The organism is Flavobacterium sp. CG_9.1 (genome assembly GCF_015751645.1).
GTDB classification, from domain to species: domain Bacteria; phylum Bacteroidota; class Bacteroidia; order Flavobacteriales; family Flavobacteriaceae; genus Flavobacterium; species Flavobacterium xanthum.
The window spans coordinates 243,650-265,412 of record NZ_JADOVC010000001.1; the positions used below are offsets into that span (position 1 = coordinate 243,650).

16 protein-coding genes and 1 tRNA gene are annotated in these 21,763 nt (G+C 33.9%); 8 read left to right on the plus strand and 9 right to left on the minus strand.

Annotated features, from left to right (window positions below):
• Positions 1–129 precede the first annotated feature (129 nt).
• Positions 130–609, plus strand: a complete 480-nt coding sequence (locus tag IWX83_RS01085; protein WP_196827046.1) for a hypothetical protein — start codon at positions 130–132, stop codon at positions 607–609.
• A 168-nt stretch (positions 610–777) separates the two neighbouring features.
• Here IWX83_RS01085 and IWX83_RS01090 read toward each other — a convergent pair whose 3' ends face one another.
• From IWX83_RS01090 to IWX83_RS01110, 5 genes are all read right to left on the minus strand, one after another.
• A complete protein-coding gene (locus tag IWX83_RS01090; protein ID WP_196827048.1) occupies positions 778–2,226 on the minus strand; it encodes an NAD(P)/FAD-dependent oxidoreductase in 1,449 nt (482 codons plus the stop codon).
• A gap of 163 nt (positions 2,227–2,389) precedes the next feature.
• On the minus strand, positions 2,390–3,526 hold the full coding sequence (gene nhaA / locus IWX83_RS01095; protein ID WP_196827050.1) for a Na+/H+ antiporter NhaA: 1,137 nt from the start codon (positions 3,524–3,526) through the stop codon (positions 2,390–2,392).
• A gap of 370 nt (positions 3,527–3,896) precedes the next feature.
• A complete protein-coding gene (locus IWX83_RS01100) occupies positions 3,897–4,649 on the minus strand; it encodes a hypothetical protein (protein ID WP_196827052.1) in 753 nt (250 codons plus the stop codon).
• 180 nt (positions 4,650–4,829) lie between these two features.
• On the minus strand, positions 4,830–5,228 hold the full coding sequence (locus tag IWX83_RS01105; protein ID WP_196827053.1) for an NUDIX domain-containing protein: 399 nt from the start codon (positions 5,226–5,228) through the stop codon (positions 4,830–4,832).
• Between the two features lie 128 nt (positions 5,229–5,356).
• The gene (locus tag IWX83_RS01110; RefSeq protein ID WP_196827054.1) at positions 5,357–5,950 is read right to left on the minus strand and encodes a DsrE family protein; all 594 of its coding nucleotides are present in this window, start codon (positions 5,948–5,950) and stop codon (positions 5,357–5,359) included.
• A 343-nt stretch (positions 5,951–6,293) separates the two neighbouring features.
• Between IWX83_RS01110 and IWX83_RS01115 the strand changes: the two genes are divergently transcribed.
• Together IWX83_RS01115 and IWX83_RS01125 are read left to right on the plus strand one after the other, a co-directional pair.
• Positions 6,294–7,835 carry a hypothetical protein gene (locus IWX83_RS01115; RefSeq protein ID WP_196827056.1) on the plus strand — a complete coding sequence of 514 codons (1,542 nt, stop codon included), beginning with the start codon at positions 6,294–6,296 and terminating at the stop codon, positions 7,833–7,835.
• 1,097 nt (positions 7,836–8,932) lie between these two features.
• Positions 8,933–9,004, plus strand: a tRNA-Glu gene (locus tag IWX83_RS01125).
• A 273-nt stretch (positions 9,005–9,277) separates the two neighbouring features.
• Here the strand turns inward: IWX83_RS01125 and IWX83_RS01130 are convergent.
• Positions 9,278–11,626 carry a DGQHR domain-containing protein gene (locus tag IWX83_RS01130; protein ID WP_196827059.1) on the minus strand — a complete coding sequence of 783 codons (2,349 nt, stop codon included), beginning with the start codon at positions 11,624–11,626 and terminating at the stop codon, positions 9,278–9,280.
• 3 nt (positions 11,627–11,629) lie between these two features.
• Positions 11,630–12,454, minus strand: a complete 825-nt coding sequence (locus tag IWX83_RS01135) for a Dam family site-specific DNA-(adenine-N6)-methyltransferase (protein ID WP_231379739.1) — start codon at positions 12,452–12,454, stop codon at positions 11,630–11,632.
• A 449-nt stretch (positions 12,455–12,903) separates the two neighbouring features.
• Between IWX83_RS01135 and IWX83_RS01140 the strand changes: the two genes are divergently transcribed.
• The 5 genes from IWX83_RS01140 to serB all read left to right on the plus strand — a co-directional run bounded on the left by IWX83_RS01140 (position 12,904) and on the right by serB (position 19,220).
• Complete coding sequence (locus IWX83_RS01140) at positions 12,904–14,229, plus strand: trigger factor (protein WP_196827060.1); 1,326 nt, start codon at positions 12,904–12,906, stop codon at positions 14,227–14,229.
• Positions 14,230–14,627: 398 nt separating this feature from the next.
• On the plus strand, positions 14,628–15,302 hold the full coding sequence (gene clpP, locus IWX83_RS01145) for an ATP-dependent Clp endopeptidase proteolytic subunit ClpP (protein WP_073351820.1): 675 nt from the start codon (positions 14,628–14,630) through the stop codon (positions 15,300–15,302).
• A gap of 85 nt (positions 15,303–15,387) precedes the next feature.
• Positions 15,388–16,620, plus strand: coding sequence for an ATP-dependent Clp protease ATP-binding subunit ClpX (gene clpX / locus IWX83_RS01150; RefSeq protein WP_073351822.1), 1,233 nt, complete (start codon positions 15,388–15,390; stop codon positions 16,618–16,620).
• A 92-nt stretch (positions 16,621–16,712) separates the two neighbouring features.
• Positions 16,713–17,762, plus strand: coding sequence for a Fic family protein (locus IWX83_RS01155; RefSeq protein ID WP_196827061.1), 1,050 nt, complete (start codon positions 16,713–16,715; stop codon positions 17,760–17,762).
• A gap of 219 nt (positions 17,763–17,981) precedes the next feature.
• Positions 17,982–19,220, plus strand: coding sequence for a phosphoserine phosphatase SerB (serB, locus tag IWX83_RS01160; protein ID WP_196827062.1), 1,239 nt, complete (start codon positions 17,982–17,984; stop codon positions 19,218–19,220).
• Between the two features lie 282 nt (positions 19,221–19,502).
• Here serB and IWX83_RS01165 read toward each other — a convergent pair whose 3' ends face one another.
• Together IWX83_RS01165 and IWX83_RS01170 are read right to left on the minus strand one after the other, a co-directional pair.
• The gene (locus tag IWX83_RS01165; protein ID WP_196827064.1) at positions 19,503–20,972 is read right to left on the minus strand and encodes a hypothetical protein; all 1,470 of its coding nucleotides are present in this window, start codon (positions 20,970–20,972) and stop codon (positions 19,503–19,505) included.
• A gap of 129 nt (positions 20,973–21,101) precedes the next feature.
• A complete protein-coding gene (locus IWX83_RS01170; protein ID WP_370568383.1) occupies positions 21,102–21,488 on the minus strand; it encodes a hypothetical protein in 387 nt (128 codons plus the stop codon).
• Positions 21,489–21,763 lie beyond the last annotated feature (275 nt).

Here is a 21,763-nt window from a genome sequence, read left to right on the forward strand (position 1 = left end):
TTTTGGTGGGGCTCAATATTGATTTTTGCATTGATATTATTAGCGGTAGCGCACCGATACAGAAAAAGAAAATAAATTTTACTAGTAGGCTAATTAATAAATAGTAATCATTAATTAAAATTAAATAGTATGAGAACAATAGCAATTATTTTTTCGGTTATCAGTTTGGTAGCATTAAGCAGTTGTAACCAAAAAACGGACAGTAAAGCAATTCTTGAAAACTCGGAATCAAGGACTGAAATTTTTGACGCCATTGCCAGTAATCCTGATTTTATGACAGAATTTATGGGAAACATGCAGAGTAATCCAGAGGCCATGCACATGATGCAAGGAAATAAAATGATGATGGGTAATATGATGGGTGGTAACGGAATGCAAATGATGATGAAAGACAGCGTGATGACAAAAAATTTCATGCAGGGAACAATGGCTAATCCAGAAATGATGCAATCCATGATGGGTGAAATGATGAAGGACGGCAAAACCATGACTGCTATGATACAAATGATGCAGCAAGGAGGCATGATGAGTAAAGAGTGCATGCAATCAAGCATGAAAATGATGGATAACAAAGGAATGCCAATGATGAATAGTGCTAATACAAAATAAGGCAGTTTTTTTGACAATTCAGAGTCAGGGAACTTTGTACAGCTGAGGTTATAGTTTTAGGCAAATTTCAGACAAAAGGAGTAATTGCTTAACGTATGTTTTAAAAATAAGAAAAGCTATGATGTGATGTCATAGCTTTTTTTTGGTACTCTTGTTTCAGCTCCCTTTTTAAAAAAAGCGAAGGCGTTTGTCTTTAACGGAATCTAGGCGAAGCATTTTATAATCCAAAACATAGTTTTGATAAATGCGCCATGGGGCTTTATTGCCTTGACTAGGAAGTGTATTTGCTGCCCTGTTTATGTATCCTGAGTTCAGGTTAAGTAGTGGAACGGGTTTTAAATCGGTCTCAATTACTTTTGCTTCTACCGCTTTGTAATTGTGTTTGTCTAAATATTTTAAAACCCGTGAAATATATTCGCTGGTTAAGTCACTTTTCAACGTCCACGACGCATTGGTATAGCCCACAAAAATAAAGAAGTTGGGCAGGTCACTTAACATTAGGCCTTTATAAACAAAAGATTTAGAAACATCAAAGGGCTCTGAATCCAGCAGAATTTTCACTCCTCCGAAGGCCAATAAATTAAGTCCTGTTGCCGTGATGATAATATCAGCCGCTAATGTCTCGCCCGATTTTAATAAAATCCCATGGGGTAAGAAACGATCGATATGGTCTGTAACCACTGTCGCTTTCCCTTTCCTGATGGCTCTAAAAAAATCTCCGTTTGGGGCAATGCAAAAACGCTGTTCCCACGGGTTGTAGTTGGGAATAAAATGAGGGTCTACTGGAAAGTCACCTAAGCCTTTTTTAGCACCTTTGATGATGAAGTTTTTCATCGCTTCTGGAAATAACTTGCAGAGATTAAAAAAGATAATCGAGTAGAAAATATTCTTGTAGCGGATTAGCCTGTATGCTATTTTTTTTGGGAATAGGCGTTTCAATCGGGCGGCGATCTTGTCTTTATTGGGCAAGGCAGCAATATAAGTTGGCGATCGCTGCAACATTACAACCTGAGCTCCTTCGGTAGCAAGTTCAGGTACGATGGTAACCGCTGTGGCTCCACTTCCAATTACTACCACTTTTTTATTGGCAACAGCTAATTTATCAGGCCATTGTTGAGGATGGATTATTTGACCTTCAAAATGCGATTGGTCCTTAAATTCGGGGGTGTAGCCTTTGCTGTAATTATAGTAACCGCTGCAGCTAAAGATAAACTGGCACGTGTACACTGTTTGTTCCGCTGTGGAACTGTTTACAGTAGTTACCGTCCATAATTTTTCTTTGGTATCAAAGTTATACGAAACGGCACTTTGTTGGTATCGGATATGATCTCTTACTTGATATTCGTCGGCCGCTTCATTCAGGTATTTCAAGATAGAAGGTCCGTCTGCGAACGATTTTTGGTCTTCCCATATTTTAAAGGAATATCCAAAAGTATACATATCCGAATCAGAACGGATTCCCGGGTATTTAAACAAACTCCAGGTGCCTCCAAGTTCCGCTCTTGCTTCTAAAATCACATAGGTTTTATCGGGATTTTTACGGGACAAATGACAGGCAGCGCCTATTCCGGATAAGCCAGCTCCTATGATGATACAATCGGTATGTGTCGTGTTCATGTTGTTATTTTAGAAAGAAATACTGCTGCAAAACACAAAATAGAATCAACAAAAAACACCACAACATTTTCAGGGGTAATGGTGTTATAAATTTATAAAAAGTCAGGGGGCAATGTCAAGCCAGGCCATGCTAACTGCTATAACGATGATTTGTAACTGCGGGCTATCGTGTTTTTAAGGTCATCTTTAGAAATAAAAACCCTATAATTCCTGCGGTAAGTGAAGCAATTATAATCGCTATTTTGGAACTGTTAATAAGGTTTGCATCTTCATAAGCAAGGATGGTTATAAAAATGGACATTGTAAATCCTATCCCACCCAAAAGTCCTACGCCAATAATATTTTTCCATTTTAAGTCTTCAGGAAGTTTGCAAAGTCCGAATGAAGCCCCCAAAAAAGCAAAAGCAAAAATACCCAAGGGCTTTCCTATGATAAGACCTGCAATGATTCCAATACTGTTGGCTTCTTCTAATCCATCTTGCCAATCAGCTCCTATTGCAATACAAGTATTAGCAATCGCAAAAAGAGGTAAAATTATAAATGCCACAGGCTTATGTAAAACGTGTTGTAAAATATAGGAGGTCGAATTTTTATCTCCGTTACCAAAGGGTATGGCGAAAGCCAGTAAAACGCCCGTAATTGTAGCATGAACCCCTGAATTATACATAAAATACCACATGGCAATACCCCCAAGTAGGTAGGGAATTAGATTTTTAACTTTAAGACGGTTCAGTAAAAGCAAAATACTGAATAGCGCTAATGCGATCAATAGGTTAGTCCAAATGATCGTTTTGGTATAAAAAATAGCGATCACTATTATTGCTATCAGATCGTCTATAACAGCTAATGCTGTAAGAAATATTTTTAGTGAAATGGGTATTCGATTCCCTAATAAGGATAAAATTCCTATGGCAAATGCAATATCCGTTGCCATGGGAATTCCTGCTCCTGATTGCGTAGCTGTGCCATAATTGAATAAAAGAAAAATAGCCGCAGGAAGTAGAAAACCGCCCATAGCACCAATGAGAGGAAAAGAAGCGTTTTTTATATCCGAGAGTTCGCCTTTGTAAATTTCGCGTTCCAGTTCCAAACCAATAAGTAAAAAGAAAATTGCCATCAATCCATCATTTATCCAATGGGTGATACTGTGTCCACCAACATCGAATTGCCAAAAGCCAATGTAGCTCGACTGAATGGGAGAATTAGCCAACAAAAGAGAAATAATGGTAACAATCAGTAGAATTATACCTCTTGCTTTTTCACTTTCGTAAAATTCTTTAAATAGTTTCGATAACTTCATTACTCTTTTTTTTGATAAAAATTTTAGATCAGCTTGTCCTTGTTTTTGGATTTTTCCAATAAAGTGCTGCTTATTTAGGATTACTTCGGGTAGATAAGTCTAAAAAAGAGTCGTCTTTCCTCGTTTTATCAAATATACCAATTAATATTATAAAAAAATAAAGGATTGCTTTTGTTTCCTGTCAAAAAGAGTTTCCAGAACTGGCATTTTAGCAGGCATTAATTTCTGTTCTTAGTTCTTTGAGTACACTATTCTTACTTCACTGGGAAGATAAATGTAATTAAGAGAATGAATTTGGTTTAGAAATGGTTATCACAAGTACGCTAATTGCAGTACAATCTTTTCTTATGACACAATGATTATGTGTTTTTTATGCGGGTTGTTTTTTAAGAACTAATTTACCGGTTGCAATTACAACAATAAAAACAAAGACTAAAACCAGACTTGCCTTTATATTTCCTAGATTCATTCCTTCTGGTTTTGTCAAATAGTCGCCCATTGTCGCGCCAATTGGGTGTGTCAAAATGATAGCCAACCAGTATAAAAGTGCTCTTGCTACTGTAGTAAAGAACACCAGTAAAACAACAACCATCAGTAGGCCTACTAAAAGTAACGTTCCGCCGGCAAAACCCAAAGGCGTGTCGTGGGCTAATAAATCACCAAATGCTGTACCTAGTGTGCTGGACGTCAAAATAGCCAGCCAATATAAAAATTCAGTTCTTTTACTCAATCCACCTTCAATCGTATCTGTTTTGGAATACCATTTCCAAATGCCAAAAGTGAAGGCCAATGCAAAAACTAACAAAACGGTGGCATAAATATATCCTGTTTCCTGCGTTACCCCTAAATAAGTCACCGATAAGGTTCTGGAAAGAAAGTCGGAAATAGTAGTGCCTAATGTACTTGCTACTGTTATTACGGTCCAATATAGAAGTGGTTTTTGGTTTTTTGAATATATGGAAATGCTTAATACAATAAGGAACAGAATGAGCAAGGCAACTGTTCCGCCGCCGTAACCCAAATTAAAAGTTTGAGAGATTAAATCCCCTGCATTTTCTCCCATGGTATTGGCACTGATAATTAATGCCCAATAAAATGCATTGATTTTAGGAATGTGTTTCAAAATTTACAGTTCATTAATTGACTATTTATGATAATGGTCAATGTAGTTGTTTTGTTCTAATTATGTTTAATCTCTCGCTTGCTTTGCGCCAATAATTTAAAAGAGTTTAGTTTATCTAATCATGGAATTACCCTGAAGCGGCTTGCGTTGCATGTGCGCCGTCATGGCTGAGTAGTGTTATCAATCCAATAAATCCTGCTGTTTTAATGCGTCAAAAATCAATTGATCCACTTCTGAAATTTTGTCTTTGTCAGCGTATTTAAGCCACCTAATTTCTTCAATTTCTGAACTGGCTTGCAATTCGCCAGAATACGAGCCAGAGTAGCAAGTCATTTTTACCAGAACACCTGCTGGATGTCCATGTGCTTGAGCCTCAAATACACCAAAGTACGTCAATTTGTTTGTGTCAATATGAACCGTTAGCTCTTCTTGAATTTCTCGAGCTAATGCTTGCTGGTCTGTTTCTCCTATTTCTCTTTTGCCGCCTGGAATATAATATTTGTCTTTTCCATAACTTTTTGTAGAAAGAATGGATTTGTTTTGTAATTCTATCCAAGCTAGTTTGTCAATTGATTTCATTTAGAAAGAGTCATTTTAATGGTGGTGGTTCGCGCGAGTAAGACGCTGACAAAGTGCGCTTTTGATTGTAACAGGAGCCGTGCCAAATTATTTCTGTTTTACTTTTATTGGGATGCAAAGTACATTAGTTAATGAGCCCCACTGATCGCAAATGAGACATATCCAGCAGTTAGGTATTTTGTCAAGGCCACCTTTGCTGACTCAGCAATGAATATGTTCTTATACAATTCGGCTCCATCAATACCTCTAAGATTCAACGTCTGTCCGCAAAGAACAAAATGCACTCCAACTTTTTGCATTTGATCTATCAAATCAGCATTGGGATTCGCACAGTTGAATTTTTTCTCATAGGCTGCACTATTCAAAACGGATAAAATAGCAGCCGAATGCACAATTACGACAGATTTTAGGTTTTTTGGCTGAATGCCGGCCGCCGCATGTAGATTTAAAATCCGTGCTATTTCTTCCAGCCCTTCGTTTGGTTTGTCAGCCATGCCAGTGGTCGTACCGTTTTGGGTAAGATCAAAAAGTAATTTGTACACCGTCTTGGCTTCGGGGATATCGGTTGCATTTTTTACCGGTATTACGCCAGTCCACTTGGATCCTTTTATTAATGGGTATTCTAATACTGGAATAAAAGGATCCATTTTAGCCGCTGCGCTTTCACGAGCAGATGTTTGTGCATTGGAGAAAAGAGAAGAAAAAATGAAGCAGAGCGGCAAAAAATTGTTTTTTATGAATTTCATTATAAATGATTTTTTGAAGAATTGAATTGATTAGCCAATAATGCAACTGAATTTTAAAATTGCTGCTGCTAAGATAGTTTTTTAAAGTGAAAGATTAGAGTAGTGAATTATAGATACGTTCTAAAAACAGATTCAGATAAGTAAAGCTACGATTTTTATCAATTATTATTTAACTATTTTTAAAATTAGCAGCTCTTAAAAGAATCGCTGTAACTGACTCTTTTAAAACCTATTGTATTTATTTCAGCAAAATAATAGTTGCATTTAAAAAATAATAGAGTTAAGTTTGTTTAATAATAACCTAAAAACTATAAACAAAATGAAACATTTTAAAGAAAAATTAGTAGTACTATTAATGGTAGTGCCCTTTATTTTTAGCAGTTGTACCAAAGATGATGTGCCAGCACCCACCGTTGTAAACTCAAAAGTTTATGATTTGGGAGCAGATGGGACTTCAGGAGTAACGGGAACGGCAACGATTATTGAAAAAAGCGATGCGACTTTAAGCATTGAGTTAGAATTAAAGAATACAGTTGCAGGAGGTTTACATCCCGCGCACATTCACTTAAACACGGCTGCTGAAGGAGGAGATATAGCGCTTACGCTACAATCGGTTAATGGTGCAACTGGGAAGAGTACAACAACATTTAAAGCATTGGATAATGGCAGCGCAATTACCTATCAAGCGTTGCTTGATTTTGATGGATATATCAATGTGCATTTGACTGCAGATAAATTGTCTACACTTGTGGCGCAAGGTGACATTGGACAAAATGACCTTACTGGAGTTTCTAAAGTGTATCCTTTAGGCAGCGTTGCTGTTCCAGCAATATCTGGTACTACTACTTTTTACAAACGAGTAAATGGAGAAGCATTAGCGATTGTACAATTACAAAACACCCCAGCTGGCGGGTCACACCCAGGGCACATTCACGCCAATACAGCTGCTCAAGGAGGCGGAATAGCTTTTTCTTTTAAGCCCGTAAATGGAGATACAGGATTGAGTGTAACCAACGTATCTAAACTAGATAATGGAACTGCTTTCGGGTACGATCAAGTACTTGTTTTTAATGGATACATTAACTTTCATTTGAGCGCAACAAATCTAGCTACTCTGGTTGCCCAAGGCGATATTGGTCAGAATGAATTGACAGGTAGAAAGGTAAGTTATGTATTAGCCCAAAAAGACGTTGCGGGTATCAACGGTGCGGTTGAATTTGCTGAGCGCGTGAATCAAACGACTTTAGTAACTATTAAATTGGTAGGTACACCTGCTGGAGGAAGTCATCCTGCTCACATCCATGAGAAAAATGTTGCTACATCGGGTAATATCATTGCTGGTTTGAATCCTGTAAACGGAGACACTGGAATTAGTAAAACACAAGTGGCTACTTTAGTTGGTGGTGCTGCAGTGACATATACACAGTTTTTAACGCTTGCTGCTTATGTAAATGTGCATTTAAGTGGTGCTGATTTAGCTACCATAGTGGCGCAAGGTAATATTGGCTCAAGCGTAGGGACGGGTGCTGCAACTGGCGAAACAAAAACCTATACGGTTACGAATAGTGGGTCTAGCGCTTATATTTTTAACGGTGAAGGATTAACAAATTCAAGTAATGCTAACTTTACGTTCAAAAGAGGAGGAACCTACACTTTTAATGTGAGTACTCCAGGCCACCCGTTCTATTTAAATACAGTTCAAGGTATTGGAACTACCAATGCCTTTAGCTCGGGAGTTACAAATAACGGTGCAGTATCAGGATCAGTAAAAATAGTAGTGCCTGCAAATGCACCAAATACCTTATACTACAACTGTGAATTTCACGGTATGATGACCGGTGTGATCACGATTACCAATTAGTTTTAAATTTGTACAAAGTAAAAGGGGAATGGTAAAACATTCCCTTTTTTAATTTATGAAAAACAAGAAATAGAAGCTCAGCTAATTTAATTTTATTAAACATTTTTTTGAGTCGTAGTTTCTTTTGTCCTTGGGTAGCTAAAAATGCTTGTTTATTTCACAACTCATTTATAATTTATAAAATCAATCTTTTTTATCTTGTTGTTCTGTGTGGTGTTGCTTTCTGAGAGCAGTTTCATCTCCTAACTTCATTCCGTTTGACATTCCGATCATAAAGGCGGTAATAAATAGCATTAGTTTTCTTTTTATCCAAAGAGAAGGTCGCTTAGAGGACTCTAAACGTGTTTTGTTGTTGTGTTTATACATGGTGTAAATGATAAATGATTAGACATTTGGCATCTTTGTTATGCATGGAATTGCATAAAGGCGTAGAAAGAAATTTCTAGGCGTTGTATAAACTTTTATAAGGATTTTGGGAAGTAAGCATCTCATTAATAAAGATGTGTTGCATTGCAAATAAGCTTACTTTTTGATAAAGCTGCGTCTGTAGTTTTAAGAGAATCGGCATTTGAAGAGTATAGCAATCTTGAAATTGGAGATAAGCTAACTGAAATAGAAATGCCGTATTTTCAGCCGAATTTATTTGATGGAAAATATATAATTTCGAACGCTTATAGTTTAATTCACTTCTGAGAATTACGTTCGAGAATTGGTAATAATCTGCTGAATTTGATGGAGAATCTAAAGTACAATCATAAGCCATCAGGCCAAAAGCCAGAAAGAGGGAAATGAGATATTTTAAATAAGTTTTCAATCTATTTAGTTTGAATTAAAACTTTCAAAAGTACAAAAGTTTCGGTGAATTAAGGATTATTTTTTATTGTTTGTGTTCACAATCGGGACGTTTGCATTAGACTTTAGATTTGTTCTTTGAAAAATCAGCTTGTTAAAAAATAATCCTATTATTGGTAGGTAGTATTACTGAAATGATTACAATTTGCGAATTCAATAGCGACTGTTTTTGTTTGAAGGTTTTTGGGTTTGGCTTTGTGCATCTCAGAAATAGTGCTATTTTTGCATCCGAAATAGAAAAACAAGGCCCGTTCGTCTATCAGTTAGGGCGCATGGTTTTCATCCATGTAAGAGCGGTTCGATTCCGCTACGGGCTACAATTCTAAAGAACAAACTTAAAAAGCCTCGAAAATTTTTTTCGAGGCTTTTTAATTAGCAGTTTTGGCTATTGTTTTTGTGAATTAATAGTTAGAGACGTTTGCGCAAGTTATACCACATATTTATTCTTTGAAATCCAATTTACTGTGGCAAAACTCACAAAATAAGCTCCTGTACGTTCTTCAAATTTATATTTTGTGCTCATAGATTTAGCTTTTGTTTTTCTAACTCTTTTTGTGGACACGAGCGGGACACTCGCGCTAGCGGGGTTTTTATTTATAGAAATGATCATGAATATTTTCTATAAATTCCACTTCTATTTTATTTAGCCTTTTACCTTTTGTTCCTTCGTGTGCCCAAAGGTTTCTGTGAGAATTAAAAACAGATATCCATTTTATTTTTTCTAGTTTACTATTAAAACCATTACCAATATCAATTGAAAATTCTTTTTCAAATGTAATGAAGTTTTTATTTAAATCGTCGGTAGGCTTTTTAGACCAATTGTTCTCAATGATTGTCTTGTAATCATTAATATTGAACATGTCCTGCCAATCAACACTTTCTTTGTTTAATCCTTCTTTATGATTTTTTTCATCTTCTTCAAGAGCTCTACCTACACAATTTCTTTTTATGCTTCCTATCTCTAATTCCCATTTGTCTTTAAAGATTTCTTGTAATTTTACTAAAACTGATTTCTTCATATATTTTTCAATCGCAACTCCGTATATACGTCCTTTGTTTTGTAATTCTTCATTTTGTTTTTCATTCCATTCAATCAATTCTTCAGGATTGTATTCAGATGCTCCTTTGTTGATTAAACTTTGAAAATAACGCAACCATTTTCCATCAGCTCCAGCTCCCAATAAACTTAATTGTTTAACTTCATCTTCTTTGCTAATAGCAACAATTGAATCCAATAAAATTCTCAAATACTTTACTATTTTTTCAAATCTTTCTTTTGGTGTTGACTTTTTAGTTATTAATTTATTGTCAATAAGAAAATTATTAATACTTCCAATTGAGCAGATAAATGCATAAGTTCCTCTATTTGAAATAATAAAATATTTTTCTCGTTTAAATATTTCAAGATATTCATTTTCGACAAAATCATAACAAAGCGATATTAGTTCAAAAACAGCTTTCTTTGAAATTTCCATTTCATCGCTATGATTCTGATTTAAAATATCATACAAACAGTATAAATCTGAATCCTCTTTTATTTTATTTCCTTTTGATTTAGGAATTAATCCACTATGAGACAAAGCAGTGGTAAATGGTTTAAATTCCAATAAAAATTTATCTTCAGCAACTGAAATTTTATTATACAAAGGACTTTTAATTGAATTTGCTAATTCTCTTACAATTGCTGAATTTAAGGCTCTTATTCTATATTCTAAAATTTTTGAATCCCAATTCAAATCAACTTCTAAGTCAAGTTTTAAACTTGGACTTACAGCTTTTTGATTTTGATTGATATCCATGAAAATTTTCAATTGTTCAAAACTTTCTAAACCTTCAAAAGCCACAACTGGTATTGTATTTGTTTTAGAATACTTTGTACCAGCATAACCATAAACTCGATGTTGCCCATCTATGATATAAGCAATCCCATAGGCATTTGGAATTTTTAAAGTTCCAAAGCAAGAATTTGAGCTATCCAATTTTGATGAAGCTTCGAATTGAATTTGATTTTTCGAACTATTGAAGTTAATAATCACAGAATTTGGGAAATATCCTTCATCTTCTATGAATTTTGATATTCCCGAAAGTCTTTTTGGTATTAATAATCTTTGATAAGTTGGAAATTCAGAAATATTTGCCCTTGTTCTATGTAGCACATATCCTGTTTTCAATAACAAATGAGGTTCTATTGAAAACATATAATATGTTTTCTTACCCATACTGCCTTTAACAGCTGGAATTTCTATTTTTTCATTATTTATTTTTTCATTTTTAAACACCATGCCTAAAAATTGATATAAACAAGCTTTTTTATAATGTTTAATCAAATTATTTACATAACCAAACGCATTGTCGTCTAATAGGAATGAATTTGTAGAATATAGTCTTTCTAAATCGATACTATCTTTATCAAATCTAAAATTTCGAGTAGCAAAAACATATTTTATTTTGTAGTTATTGCCGTATATTTGGAGTAATGCTTTTTTAAACCCATCTAATCTTATTTTTAATAAATCAAACTCATCTTTAAATGAACTTTTTTTTGATGTTTCAGCAGATTTACACTCAATAATAAAAATAGTGTCTTCTCCAATAGCAATTACATCAATTTGTTTTTTGTCCTCTACATTTTTAGAAAAAGGTAAAATCAGATTTTCATCATAATTCATTTTTCTAAATCCTAGTTCATAAAATTGACACCAAACATCATCTTCAAATTTTTTAGAATAACTTTTAGATTTGCGAAGCAAAGTTTTTGTTTTTAAAGGTTTTCCATATTCTTCCCAACCTTGTTTTATGTGATCTTCGACTCGAGAATGATCGACACTTATTTGTTGATAATTGCCTTTTTTTGATTTATAAGTTTTTCCTAAGTTCGATAAATCATCTATGATTTTTCCTTTTATTGTATCTATTTGGAACTGATCTAAAAATGCCATAAATTATAAATTTGTAAATAAATATTCAGAATATTGACCTCTAATTGAATTTCTTCCACCTACAACGCTAGCTCTTGAAATTTCTAAAATTGTATCATTTTCTTTGTCAAATATTTCTCTAACTTTTGAATGAGCTGCATTTGTTAAGATGTAACTCGCTCCAATCTCTTTTATTTTATCAATTGCATCAGTTAGACGATATTGATCATCCAAAGAAAATATTTTTTGATTATATTGGACAAAACCATTTAAGTTGTGAGCAATAGTATATGGTGGGTCTAGAAAAACAAGGTCGTTTTCTCTAACATTATTTAAGGATTCTTGGAAATCACAATGTTGAATTCTTATATTTTGTAGAAACTCACTTACTAGTAAAATATTTTCATAATCAAATTCATATTTTTCTCTATTACCATATGGAACATTATATCCACCTTTAGCATTAACTCGATAAATTCCATTAAATGACATTTGATTCAAATAAATAAATTGTGCAGCTTTTTGAAAGTCATCTATAAAAGATAGTGATCTAATGAAATAGTATGATTCTTTATCCTTACTGAAGTTTTTAAGATGTTCAATGACGTTATTTGGGTTTTCTTTTATTGCAATATAAGTACCAATTAATTCTTTGTTTGCATCTGATATAAAAGCATTTGCTGGTTTTAAATGAAATAGAATTGCTCCTCCACCCACAAAAGGCTCATGGTAGTTTTCATAGTTATTGATTTCAACTAACTCGTTTATTTCTTTTTTAAGCCATCTTTTTCCGCCTGCCCATCTTAAAAATGGCTTTGCTGATTTAATTTCCACTATGATTTTTTTCAAATATATTTAAATTTTCTTTCTTCTACTATTATTCTGGATATTTCTGCTAACTCGTTTACATGCGCTATAAAACAACACAAAGTGACTCATATTTGATTATATAGGTATGATAATTGTTTAAGCAATAATTAATTTCAAATATATAAATAAATTATTACAAATTATCAAAGAATTTTATTGTCGCATACATCAAGCCGCGTGAACGATGGCAGTGGAGCTCTTTATGATTTTGTCCCGCAGGGCAAAACCATAAAAGCGGGAACGTACAGCCTGACGCACCGCAGCCAAACGGAGGTGCGGCACGCCCAAATCACTCTAATTATCCTAGAATTTTGGCGTTAGAATCCGTTGGAATTCAATACACAAGGTTCGGGCGGAAAAAACTTGGTTGGCTGGTAAAAATTTTATAATTTTGCAGACCGAAATTATAATGTAAAGTAAAGAAGAAGATGGATATCAAAAGAGTAGCAATAGACGCTGTAAACGAGACGATTGTAATGACTGTAGTTCACATGGATTACAAAGGTCAAGTAGCAAAAAGAATAAACGAAAAAATGCCTTTGGCAACGGTTAAAGGGTTTAGAAAAGGAGCGGTGCCTAAAGACCTTGTTGAAAAACAATATGGTAAAGCGATCAAACAAGAAGAAGTTACTAAAGTAGTTGACTTGGCACTAGAGCGTTTTGTACAATCAGAAAGACTAAACTTGCTTGGAACGCCTCTTCCTAAAGTTAACGAAGCGTTTTCTTGGGATGCGGAAGAATTGGTTTTTGAATATGAAATTGGTTTGGTTCCTGACTTCACTTTAGACCTAGAGGCTAAAAACGACATCGTAAAATATGTGGTTTCAGCGGATGCTAAATTGATCGAAGGTCAAGTGGAAAGAATCCAAAAGCAATTTGGAACAGCCATTCCACAAGAGGTGGTTGCTGCTGATTCAGATGTTACAGGAACTTTCGCAAACGAAGAAAAAGGTATTAATAACGCTACCACTATTGCTGCTGATCTTTTCAAAGACAAAGCGACTTTTGACCTTTTCATAGGTAAAAAAGTAGGTGATGTAGTTACGGTAAACACAAAAGGTTTATTTGAAGATGCACATCAATTGATGGACGTGATGAAAGTAAATCATGATGACGTTCACACATTAGATGTTGATGTTGCTTTCACAATCGAAGCGATCAACACCGCTGAATTAGCTGAATTGAACCAAGAATTGTTTGACAAATTGTTTGGAGCTGGAACAGTTTCTTCATTAGAAGAATTGAAAGCTAAAATTAAAGAGGATGCAGAATCTCAATTTGCAACGCAAGCAGACCAAAAATTATTAGGGGATGTTACTGAGTTTTTAATCGAAAGCACAAAATTTGATTTACCGGCTGAATTCCTTAAAAAATGGTTGCAAACTGTAGGAGAGAAAAAATTATCTCCTGAGGAAGCTGAAGTGGAATATGCACGTTCTGAAAAAGGATTGCGTTTTCAATTGATCGAAGGTAGGGCTATGGCTCAATCGGATATCAAAATCACTTTTGAAGATTTGAAAACATTCACTACAAAAAATATCCGTCAACAAATGGCGCAATTCGGACAAACAAATCCTACAGACGAAGAAGTTCAAGGAATTGTTGCTAGAGTTTTGTCTAACCAAGACGAGGTTAAAAGACTTTCTGACCAAGTGGTGGCAGAGAAATTATTGGAATTGTTCAAAGAAAAAGCAAACCCAACAACTAAAGAAGTGACTTACGACGAATTTATTGCTGCGTCTTACGGAGAATAAATAGAGTTTGTACTGTCATAAATTCGAAAGTCAAAAGCCCTAAGAGCGCTAGAGATTATTAAAATTTTATGATTTGATTACAGATTTTAAACAATAAAAAATAGTTATATTTGAGCGTCAGAAAAATATTTTTTTGACGCTCTTTTGTTTGAATTAATTTCAGGAGCTAATCCAGCTGTACGTTTCAAGTTTTTTCTTCCGTTTCTGTTTTTTAAATTCCTGCAGGAGCTTCTTTCAGTCGCTTTGCAAGAATAAAAAAACTAAAAAACGGAATTCAAAAAGCTTTTTACTCCCATCTGGGCTAAAAAATAAGACATATTGACATCATTTTGAAATAGGTATGACCTTTGCATTAAATCGAATCACAAGATATTACGTAAAACTTAGAACAATAAAATATGAACTACGGTAAAGAATTTAAAAAATTTGCTACAAAGGACCACGGCGTAAACTCGATGTATTACGATAAAATCGTAGGCGCAATGACTCCTAAAAACATGACTCCATATATCATCGAAGAACGTCAGTTGAATATTTCACAATTAGACGTTTTCTCTAGGCTGATGATGGATCGCATTATATTCCTTGGAACAGGAATCGATGACCAAATTGCAAACATCGTTCAAGCACAGTTATTGTTCTTGGAAAGTGCTGATGCTTCTAAGGATATTCAAATTTATTTGAATTCTCCAGGAGGAAGCGTTTACGCAGGATTAGGAATTTATGACACCATGCAATACATCAAACCAGATGTAGCGACTATTTGTACTGGAATGGCAGCTTCTATGGGAGCAGTTCTTTTATGTGCAGGAGCAGCGGGAAAACGTTCGGCATTGCCACATTCAAGAGTAATGATTCACCAACCATCAGGCGGAGCGCAAGGAGTTGCTACTGATATGGAAATCAACTTACGTGAAATGTTGAAATTGAAAGATGAGTTATACAAAATTATCTCTCATCACTCAGGACAAACATTTGATAAAGTTCATACGGATAGCGAGCGCGATTATTGGATGATTGCTGAAGAAGCAAAAGCATACGGAATGATTGATGAGGTTTTAATAAGAGGATAAAAATAGTTACAAGTTTAAGGTTTAAGGTTTAAGGTTTCTATAGGAACTTTAAACTTTAAACTTTTAAACTTTAAACAAAAAAAGAATGGCAAAAGTAGTATTAGAATGTTCGTTTTGTGGAAGAAAAAAGCCAGAAACTAGTTTATTGATTGCTGGAATCAATGCACATATTTGTGATAAATGTATCGAACAAGCGCACGGAATTGTTTTAGAAGAATTAAAATCTGGCGGAAGTTCAAAAATTGTTGGTGATTTGATTTTGAAAAAACCAAAAGAAATCAGAGCGTTTTTGGATCAATATGTAATTGGGCAAGACCAAACTAAAAAAGTAATGTCGGTGGCAGTTTACAACCACTACAAACGTTTGATGCAACAGCAATTAGACGATGAAGTAGAGATTGAAAAAAGTAACATCATCATGGTGGGTCAAACCGGAACAGGAAAAACATTAGTGGCTAAAACCATTGCAAAAATGTTAGACGTTCCTTTGGCAATCGTTGATGCGACCGTTCTTACAGAAGCAGGTTATGTTGGGGAAGATGTTGAAAGTATTTTGACACGTCTTTTGCAAGCTGCTGATTATGATGTAGCCAAAGCAGAACGCGGCATTGTATTCATTGACGAAATAGATAAAATTGCACGCAAGAGTGACAATCCATCTATTACGCGTGATGTTTCGGGTGAAGGGGTGCAACAAGCCTTATTGAAATTACTAGAAGGAACCGTTGTAAATGTGCCACCAAAAGGAGGGCGCAAGCACCCAGACCAAAAATTTGTTGAGGTAAATACACAAAACATCTTGTTTATCGCCGGTGGTGCTTTTGATGGAATCGAAAGAATTATTTCGAAACGATTGAACCGTCAAGCCGTGGGGTATTCGACTTCAAAAAATGTGGATAATATAGATAAAGACAATTTGTTGCAATACATTATCCCAAAAGACATCAAGGATTTTGGATTGATTCCAGAAATTATTGGTCGTTTACCAGTTTTGACACACATGGATCCTTTAGACAGAGAAACGTTGCGTGCGATTTTGACACAGCCTAAAAATGCGTTGATCAAACAATACGAGAAATTGTTTTTGATGGATGAAGTAACTTTTACCATCACAGATGAAGCCTTGGATTTTATTGTGGATAAAGCGTTAGAATATAAATTAGGAGCACGTGGATTGCGTTCTTTATGCGAAGCCATCTTAACTGATGCGATGTATGAATTACCAAGTTCTGATGACAAAATTTTAGAAATAGATGTAGATTACGCTAAAGAGACGTTGAATAAAAATTTATTGAAACGTTTGGAGATTGCATCGTAAAAAATTTCAAGCTCAATAAAAAATTAAATAAAGCTCAAAAACATATGTTTTTGAGCTTTATTTTTTAAATTTGTGAGCTCAAAGTAAGATTTATGGCAAAGTATAAATTCGATTTAAAAAAAGAGATTCTACATTATATTAACAAATATCCCAATAGCTCATCAAAAGATATTCATGAGGGGTTGGGTAATTTAGTAGCTTTTGCAACTATTAAAAGAACGATTGCAGCACTATTAAGCCAGAATTTTATTGTTACAATTGGAAGAGGGAAAGCGACTAAATATTATATAAGTAAAGGGTTGGATGTTTTATTTCCAATAGATATAGAAACTTATTTTGCAAAAGAAATTGATGAAAGGCAAATAAAAGAGGTATTTAATTTTAATTTAATAAAAGAAACATTGAATACCGTTTCAATATTTACCAATGATGAAATCATAAAATTATCACATCTTCAAAATAATTTTAGCGAGAACATTTCAAAACTGACTGCAGTTGAATATAATCAAGAATTTGAAAGGTTAGCCATTGATTTAAGTTGGAAATCTTCCCAAATAGAAGGAAACACGTATTCATTATTAGAAACAGAAAGATTATTAAAAGAGAAAGAAACAGCAGCAGGCAAAACTAAAGATGAGGCTGTTATGTTATTGAATCATAAAGCGGCATTAGATTTTATTTTGGATAATTCTGATTATGTAAATCCTTTAACCGTTTCGCGAATAGAAGATATTCACAGTTTGCTTATAGAAGGTTTAGGGATTGATAGAAATATCAGAAATAGAAGAGTGGGTATTTCAGGAACAAATTATAAGCCTTTGGATAATGAATTTCAAATAAAAGAAGTATTACGCGACATGTGTGAGCTAATCAATACTAAAGATAATATTTTTGAAAAGGCATTATTAGCCTTAGTTTTGTTGTCTTATATTCAGCCCTTTTCGGATGGGAATAAGCGTACAGCAAGAATAATTAGCAATGCTATTTTGATGCATAATAGATACTGTCCGTTATCTTTTAGAACTGTAGATTCTATTGATTATAAAAAGGCAATGCTTGTTTTTTATGAGCAAAACAATATTAGTGCTTTCAAGAAAATTTTTATGGAACAATTTGAATTTGCAGTAAAAACTTATTTTTAATTATAAACTCTCAGCTTGAATAAAAATTTATTGAAACGTTTGGAGATTGCATCGTAAAAAATGCATTTTTCTTAAAAATACAAACCTGTTCATTCATTTGGACAGGTTTTTTTATGGGGAAATTACACTATTTGTTATTGTTTGAAAAAAGGGACATTATTTTTTTTTATCAACGTCAGATTGTCGATTTTTGTCTATTCTAAATCATATAAACATAGCATGCAAACAGACGAAATAGAAGTAATTTTACTAAAAGTTTCAGGTCAGGACAAACCAGGAGTTACTGCTGGTTTAACATCCATTTTGGCGACTTACGATGCCATTATTCTGGATATTGGTCAAGCAGATATCCATGATACGCTTTCTTTAGGTATTTTATTTGAAATAAAAGCGGGTTCCTCTTCAGGGCCTGTTCTAAAAGATTTATTGTTTAAGGCATACGAATTGGGCGTGAAAGTGAAGTTCATACCAATTTCTATTCCCGATTACGAAATATGGGTTAAAGGACAACGAAAACAACGCTACTCTATCAATGTTTTGGGTGAGACATTAACGGCGGTTCAATTGGCAGCTGTAACTAAAATATTGTCGAACCAAAATTTGAATATTGACGCAATCAAAAGATTAACAGGTCGGGTTTCTATTATTGAAAAAGAGGAGTTTCCACGCTCCTGTATCCAATTGTCAGTGACAGGAACGATCGTCGATAAAACGTTTATGACCGCCAGTTTTATGGAAATTTCCAGAACCTTAGATGTCGATATTTCGTTTCAGGAAGACAATATGTATCGCAGAAATCGACGTTTGGTGTGTTTTGATATGGATTCGACCTTAATTCAAACCGAAGTAATTGATGAATTAGCCGAGTTAGCGGGTGTGGGGGAGCAAGTTCGCGCCATTACAGAAGCAGCCATGAACGGTGAAATCGATTTTAGCGAAAGCTTCAAACAACGCATGGCTTTGCTCGAAGGTTTGAGTGAAGAGGTATTGCAAAAGGTTGCCGAAAATTTACCCATAACAAAAGGCGCGCATCGCTTGATGAAAGCCTTGAAATATTATGGCTATAAAACTGCGATTTTATCCGGAGGTTTTACCTTTTTTGGGAAATACTTGCAAAAGGAATTAGGGATTGATTACGTTCACGCCAATGAGTTAGAAATCATTGATGGTAAATTAACGGGTAATTATTTAGGCGAAATTGTCGATGGTAAAAAGAAAGCGGAATACCTTCAAGCCATTGCCGATAAAGAAGGCATTCATATCAATCAGACCATTGCGGTGGGAGATGGCGCCAATGATTTACCGATGTTAAACTTAGCAGGTTTAGGAATTGCTTTTCATGCCAAACCTACCGTAAAAGAAAAAGCAGAAAGTTCTATTTCTAGTTTAGGATTGGATGGTGTTTTGTATTTGTTGGGCTATCATGACAGGCATATCGATATGGTGGAGGAGGAGTAAAAGACTGCAATAATTTTAAAAAGAGGCTGTCCTAAATTACTTTTCGGACAGCCTATTTTTTATTATGAAATTTTACAGAAATTACTTTTTTAGATATTTATAATATTGCTTATCGAAAGTTTTTAAATTTCCTTATGTTCAATTTTATTAACTAGGTCTGAATAATATTTAATCTTAAGCAAAAGTATTTTTCTTACTAATAAATACAAATCAATTAAAATAATTGAAATAATTGAAATTATAAGTGCTGGAACAAAATATGCTATGTTTTCTATCATGATATTAATTTAAATTTTTGACTTTAGTGTAGTTTATATTACCTGTATTTTTGTCAATACTAATAATGATTTCTTTTAAACGTTTTACGCCTATTTCATAATCTGCTACCTTTACTCCAATGTTAATATATCCAGTAATAGTAATTTCCGCTGTTGTACCCGCGTCATTACTACTTGATTTTGTAACTATATATGCAGTTTGTGTCCAGCTATTTCCTGGGAGAAGGGTGGATTCTAGAAATGTTGTACTATTGGTTTCATCTAATGAGAAATTAGGACTTGGTGTTATAACAATTTGAAGTCTTAAATCAAGTAGGGGTGCTATTTTTATATTTCGATTTGTAATTTTTTTATCAACTTGGAATGGTATAGCAACTGAAACTATATTTAAATCTTCCTCGTAATTGATAAAGTGTTCAAAATCACTTAGATTATTGAACTCATAACTTAAGTTAGAATAACTTGTAAAAATATTTAAATTAGAACTTATTATTAAGTCAATCAAGTCCTTGCCAAACCCTTTACTCTCATCCGTCCAGTTTTTATTTCTAACTAAATTTAAAATAAAGTTATAAGCGTTAAGATTTTCTGAAGACCATTGTGTTTGTTGAGGTGTTAGACTTTGATTGAATAGTTGAGTGTTTCTAATATCGTAGTTGTTTTGCGTAGTTAATATTGGTGTGGAAATACCATTTTCATATTCATAGGGATTTGTTTCAGGTGTAGGATAATTTACGGGATAACTACCGCCTCCCGTACCATAATTGTCTCCAAAACCATCATCAATTGGTGGACTACCACCGGTACTACCATCAGCGGTGATACATTTAATTTTTGAAACAGTATAAACCCTGGGAGGAGTTGCTGCCTCACATTGTGCCCAGGTGTTAATATTTGATGAATTATGAATACCGTGACTACAAGAAACCCAAATGGTTTCTGTTACTGTTTCACAACTAGATATTTTTGCATTTAAATTAAAATTTTCAATAGGTATTGTAATAATTGGATTTTGAATATTTTTGAGTTGGTCGTTTGCAATATCAATTTTCTCTTGCTGTGTTAAATTATATTTTAATATTTTCACTTTATAACTTCCATCGTTTTGAAAACTTAAAACTAAATTTTCGACTTTTCCATTATCAACTTCTCTATGAATAGGAAAAGTAAAAGAGTGAAGATTTGCATATTCAAGATGTAATCCTTTCTGTGTATCAATAGTAAAATTGCTAACTGTGTTGTTGGTGGTTTTGTTAGAAAGCAACTTTAATTCATTTTGTTTTTTGTTAATATCTGAGACTATTGAAAAAGCCTTTTTTTGCTTTTTAAATTGATCAAATGTTATTTTTTTTGATTTAATTCCTGCATCTATATTCTGAATATTTTCATTTAATACATCATGATTGCAAGCTGTTAAGGCAAAAAATGTTGATAGCAAAATGATTAATAAAATTTTACGTGTGGTTTTTTTCATATTTTAAGAAATTTATTTCGTTAGTTTATTGCACGTGAGTCAGATAAGTTATATCTCTTTTAAATTTACTGTTTGTTAAATAATTAATTTTATGGTTTTTATGTTAAAAAAGTAGGGTATGTGTTAAGTTTATAGAAGCTCTAGTTTTTTTGCAGCAGTAACTATAGCTGCATTGTTACCTTTGTCTTTTAAAAGTTGGTTTTTAATATTGGTTTTCCTTTTTTCAATCGCATTTAAGCAAAGATCAATGTGATTCGGCATGTCTTTTGTTGTAATTTTCTTATCAAGCAGTGTCAAGATCTGGCAATCAATAGCGTCCAAATTTAATCTATCTATGGCACTCTCTTTTTGCACTTTAGTTATGGTACTACTGCAAAAGGTGGCACCCATCATAATAGCTTGGTATGCCGCTACCAAAGTAGCGGCATTAATGTCATTCTTTAAAATAAATCCCTCAGGATTAATTTCTTGTAATGCAGGAGTGACAATTGCAGGTTCGCTGTGCTTGGTGAGCATAACTATTTTGCAAGCTGGAAAATAATATTTAATTAGTTTAGCTATATCAATACCAGTGTAAAGATTTTGAGCAGGGTAAGTAGGCAAACTTATGTCTACAAAAGCGAGGTCAAAGAATTTTTGAGCTTGATGTCTTTCAATAATTTTGAAATAAGCTTGCTCACAAGAGTACGCTGCAGTTGTATATTCCAGTCATGATGTGCCACTAATTCCGGTCATGATGTGCCACAAAATAATGAGCTAATTTCTGTTCAAATTTACATTTTTTTATTGAT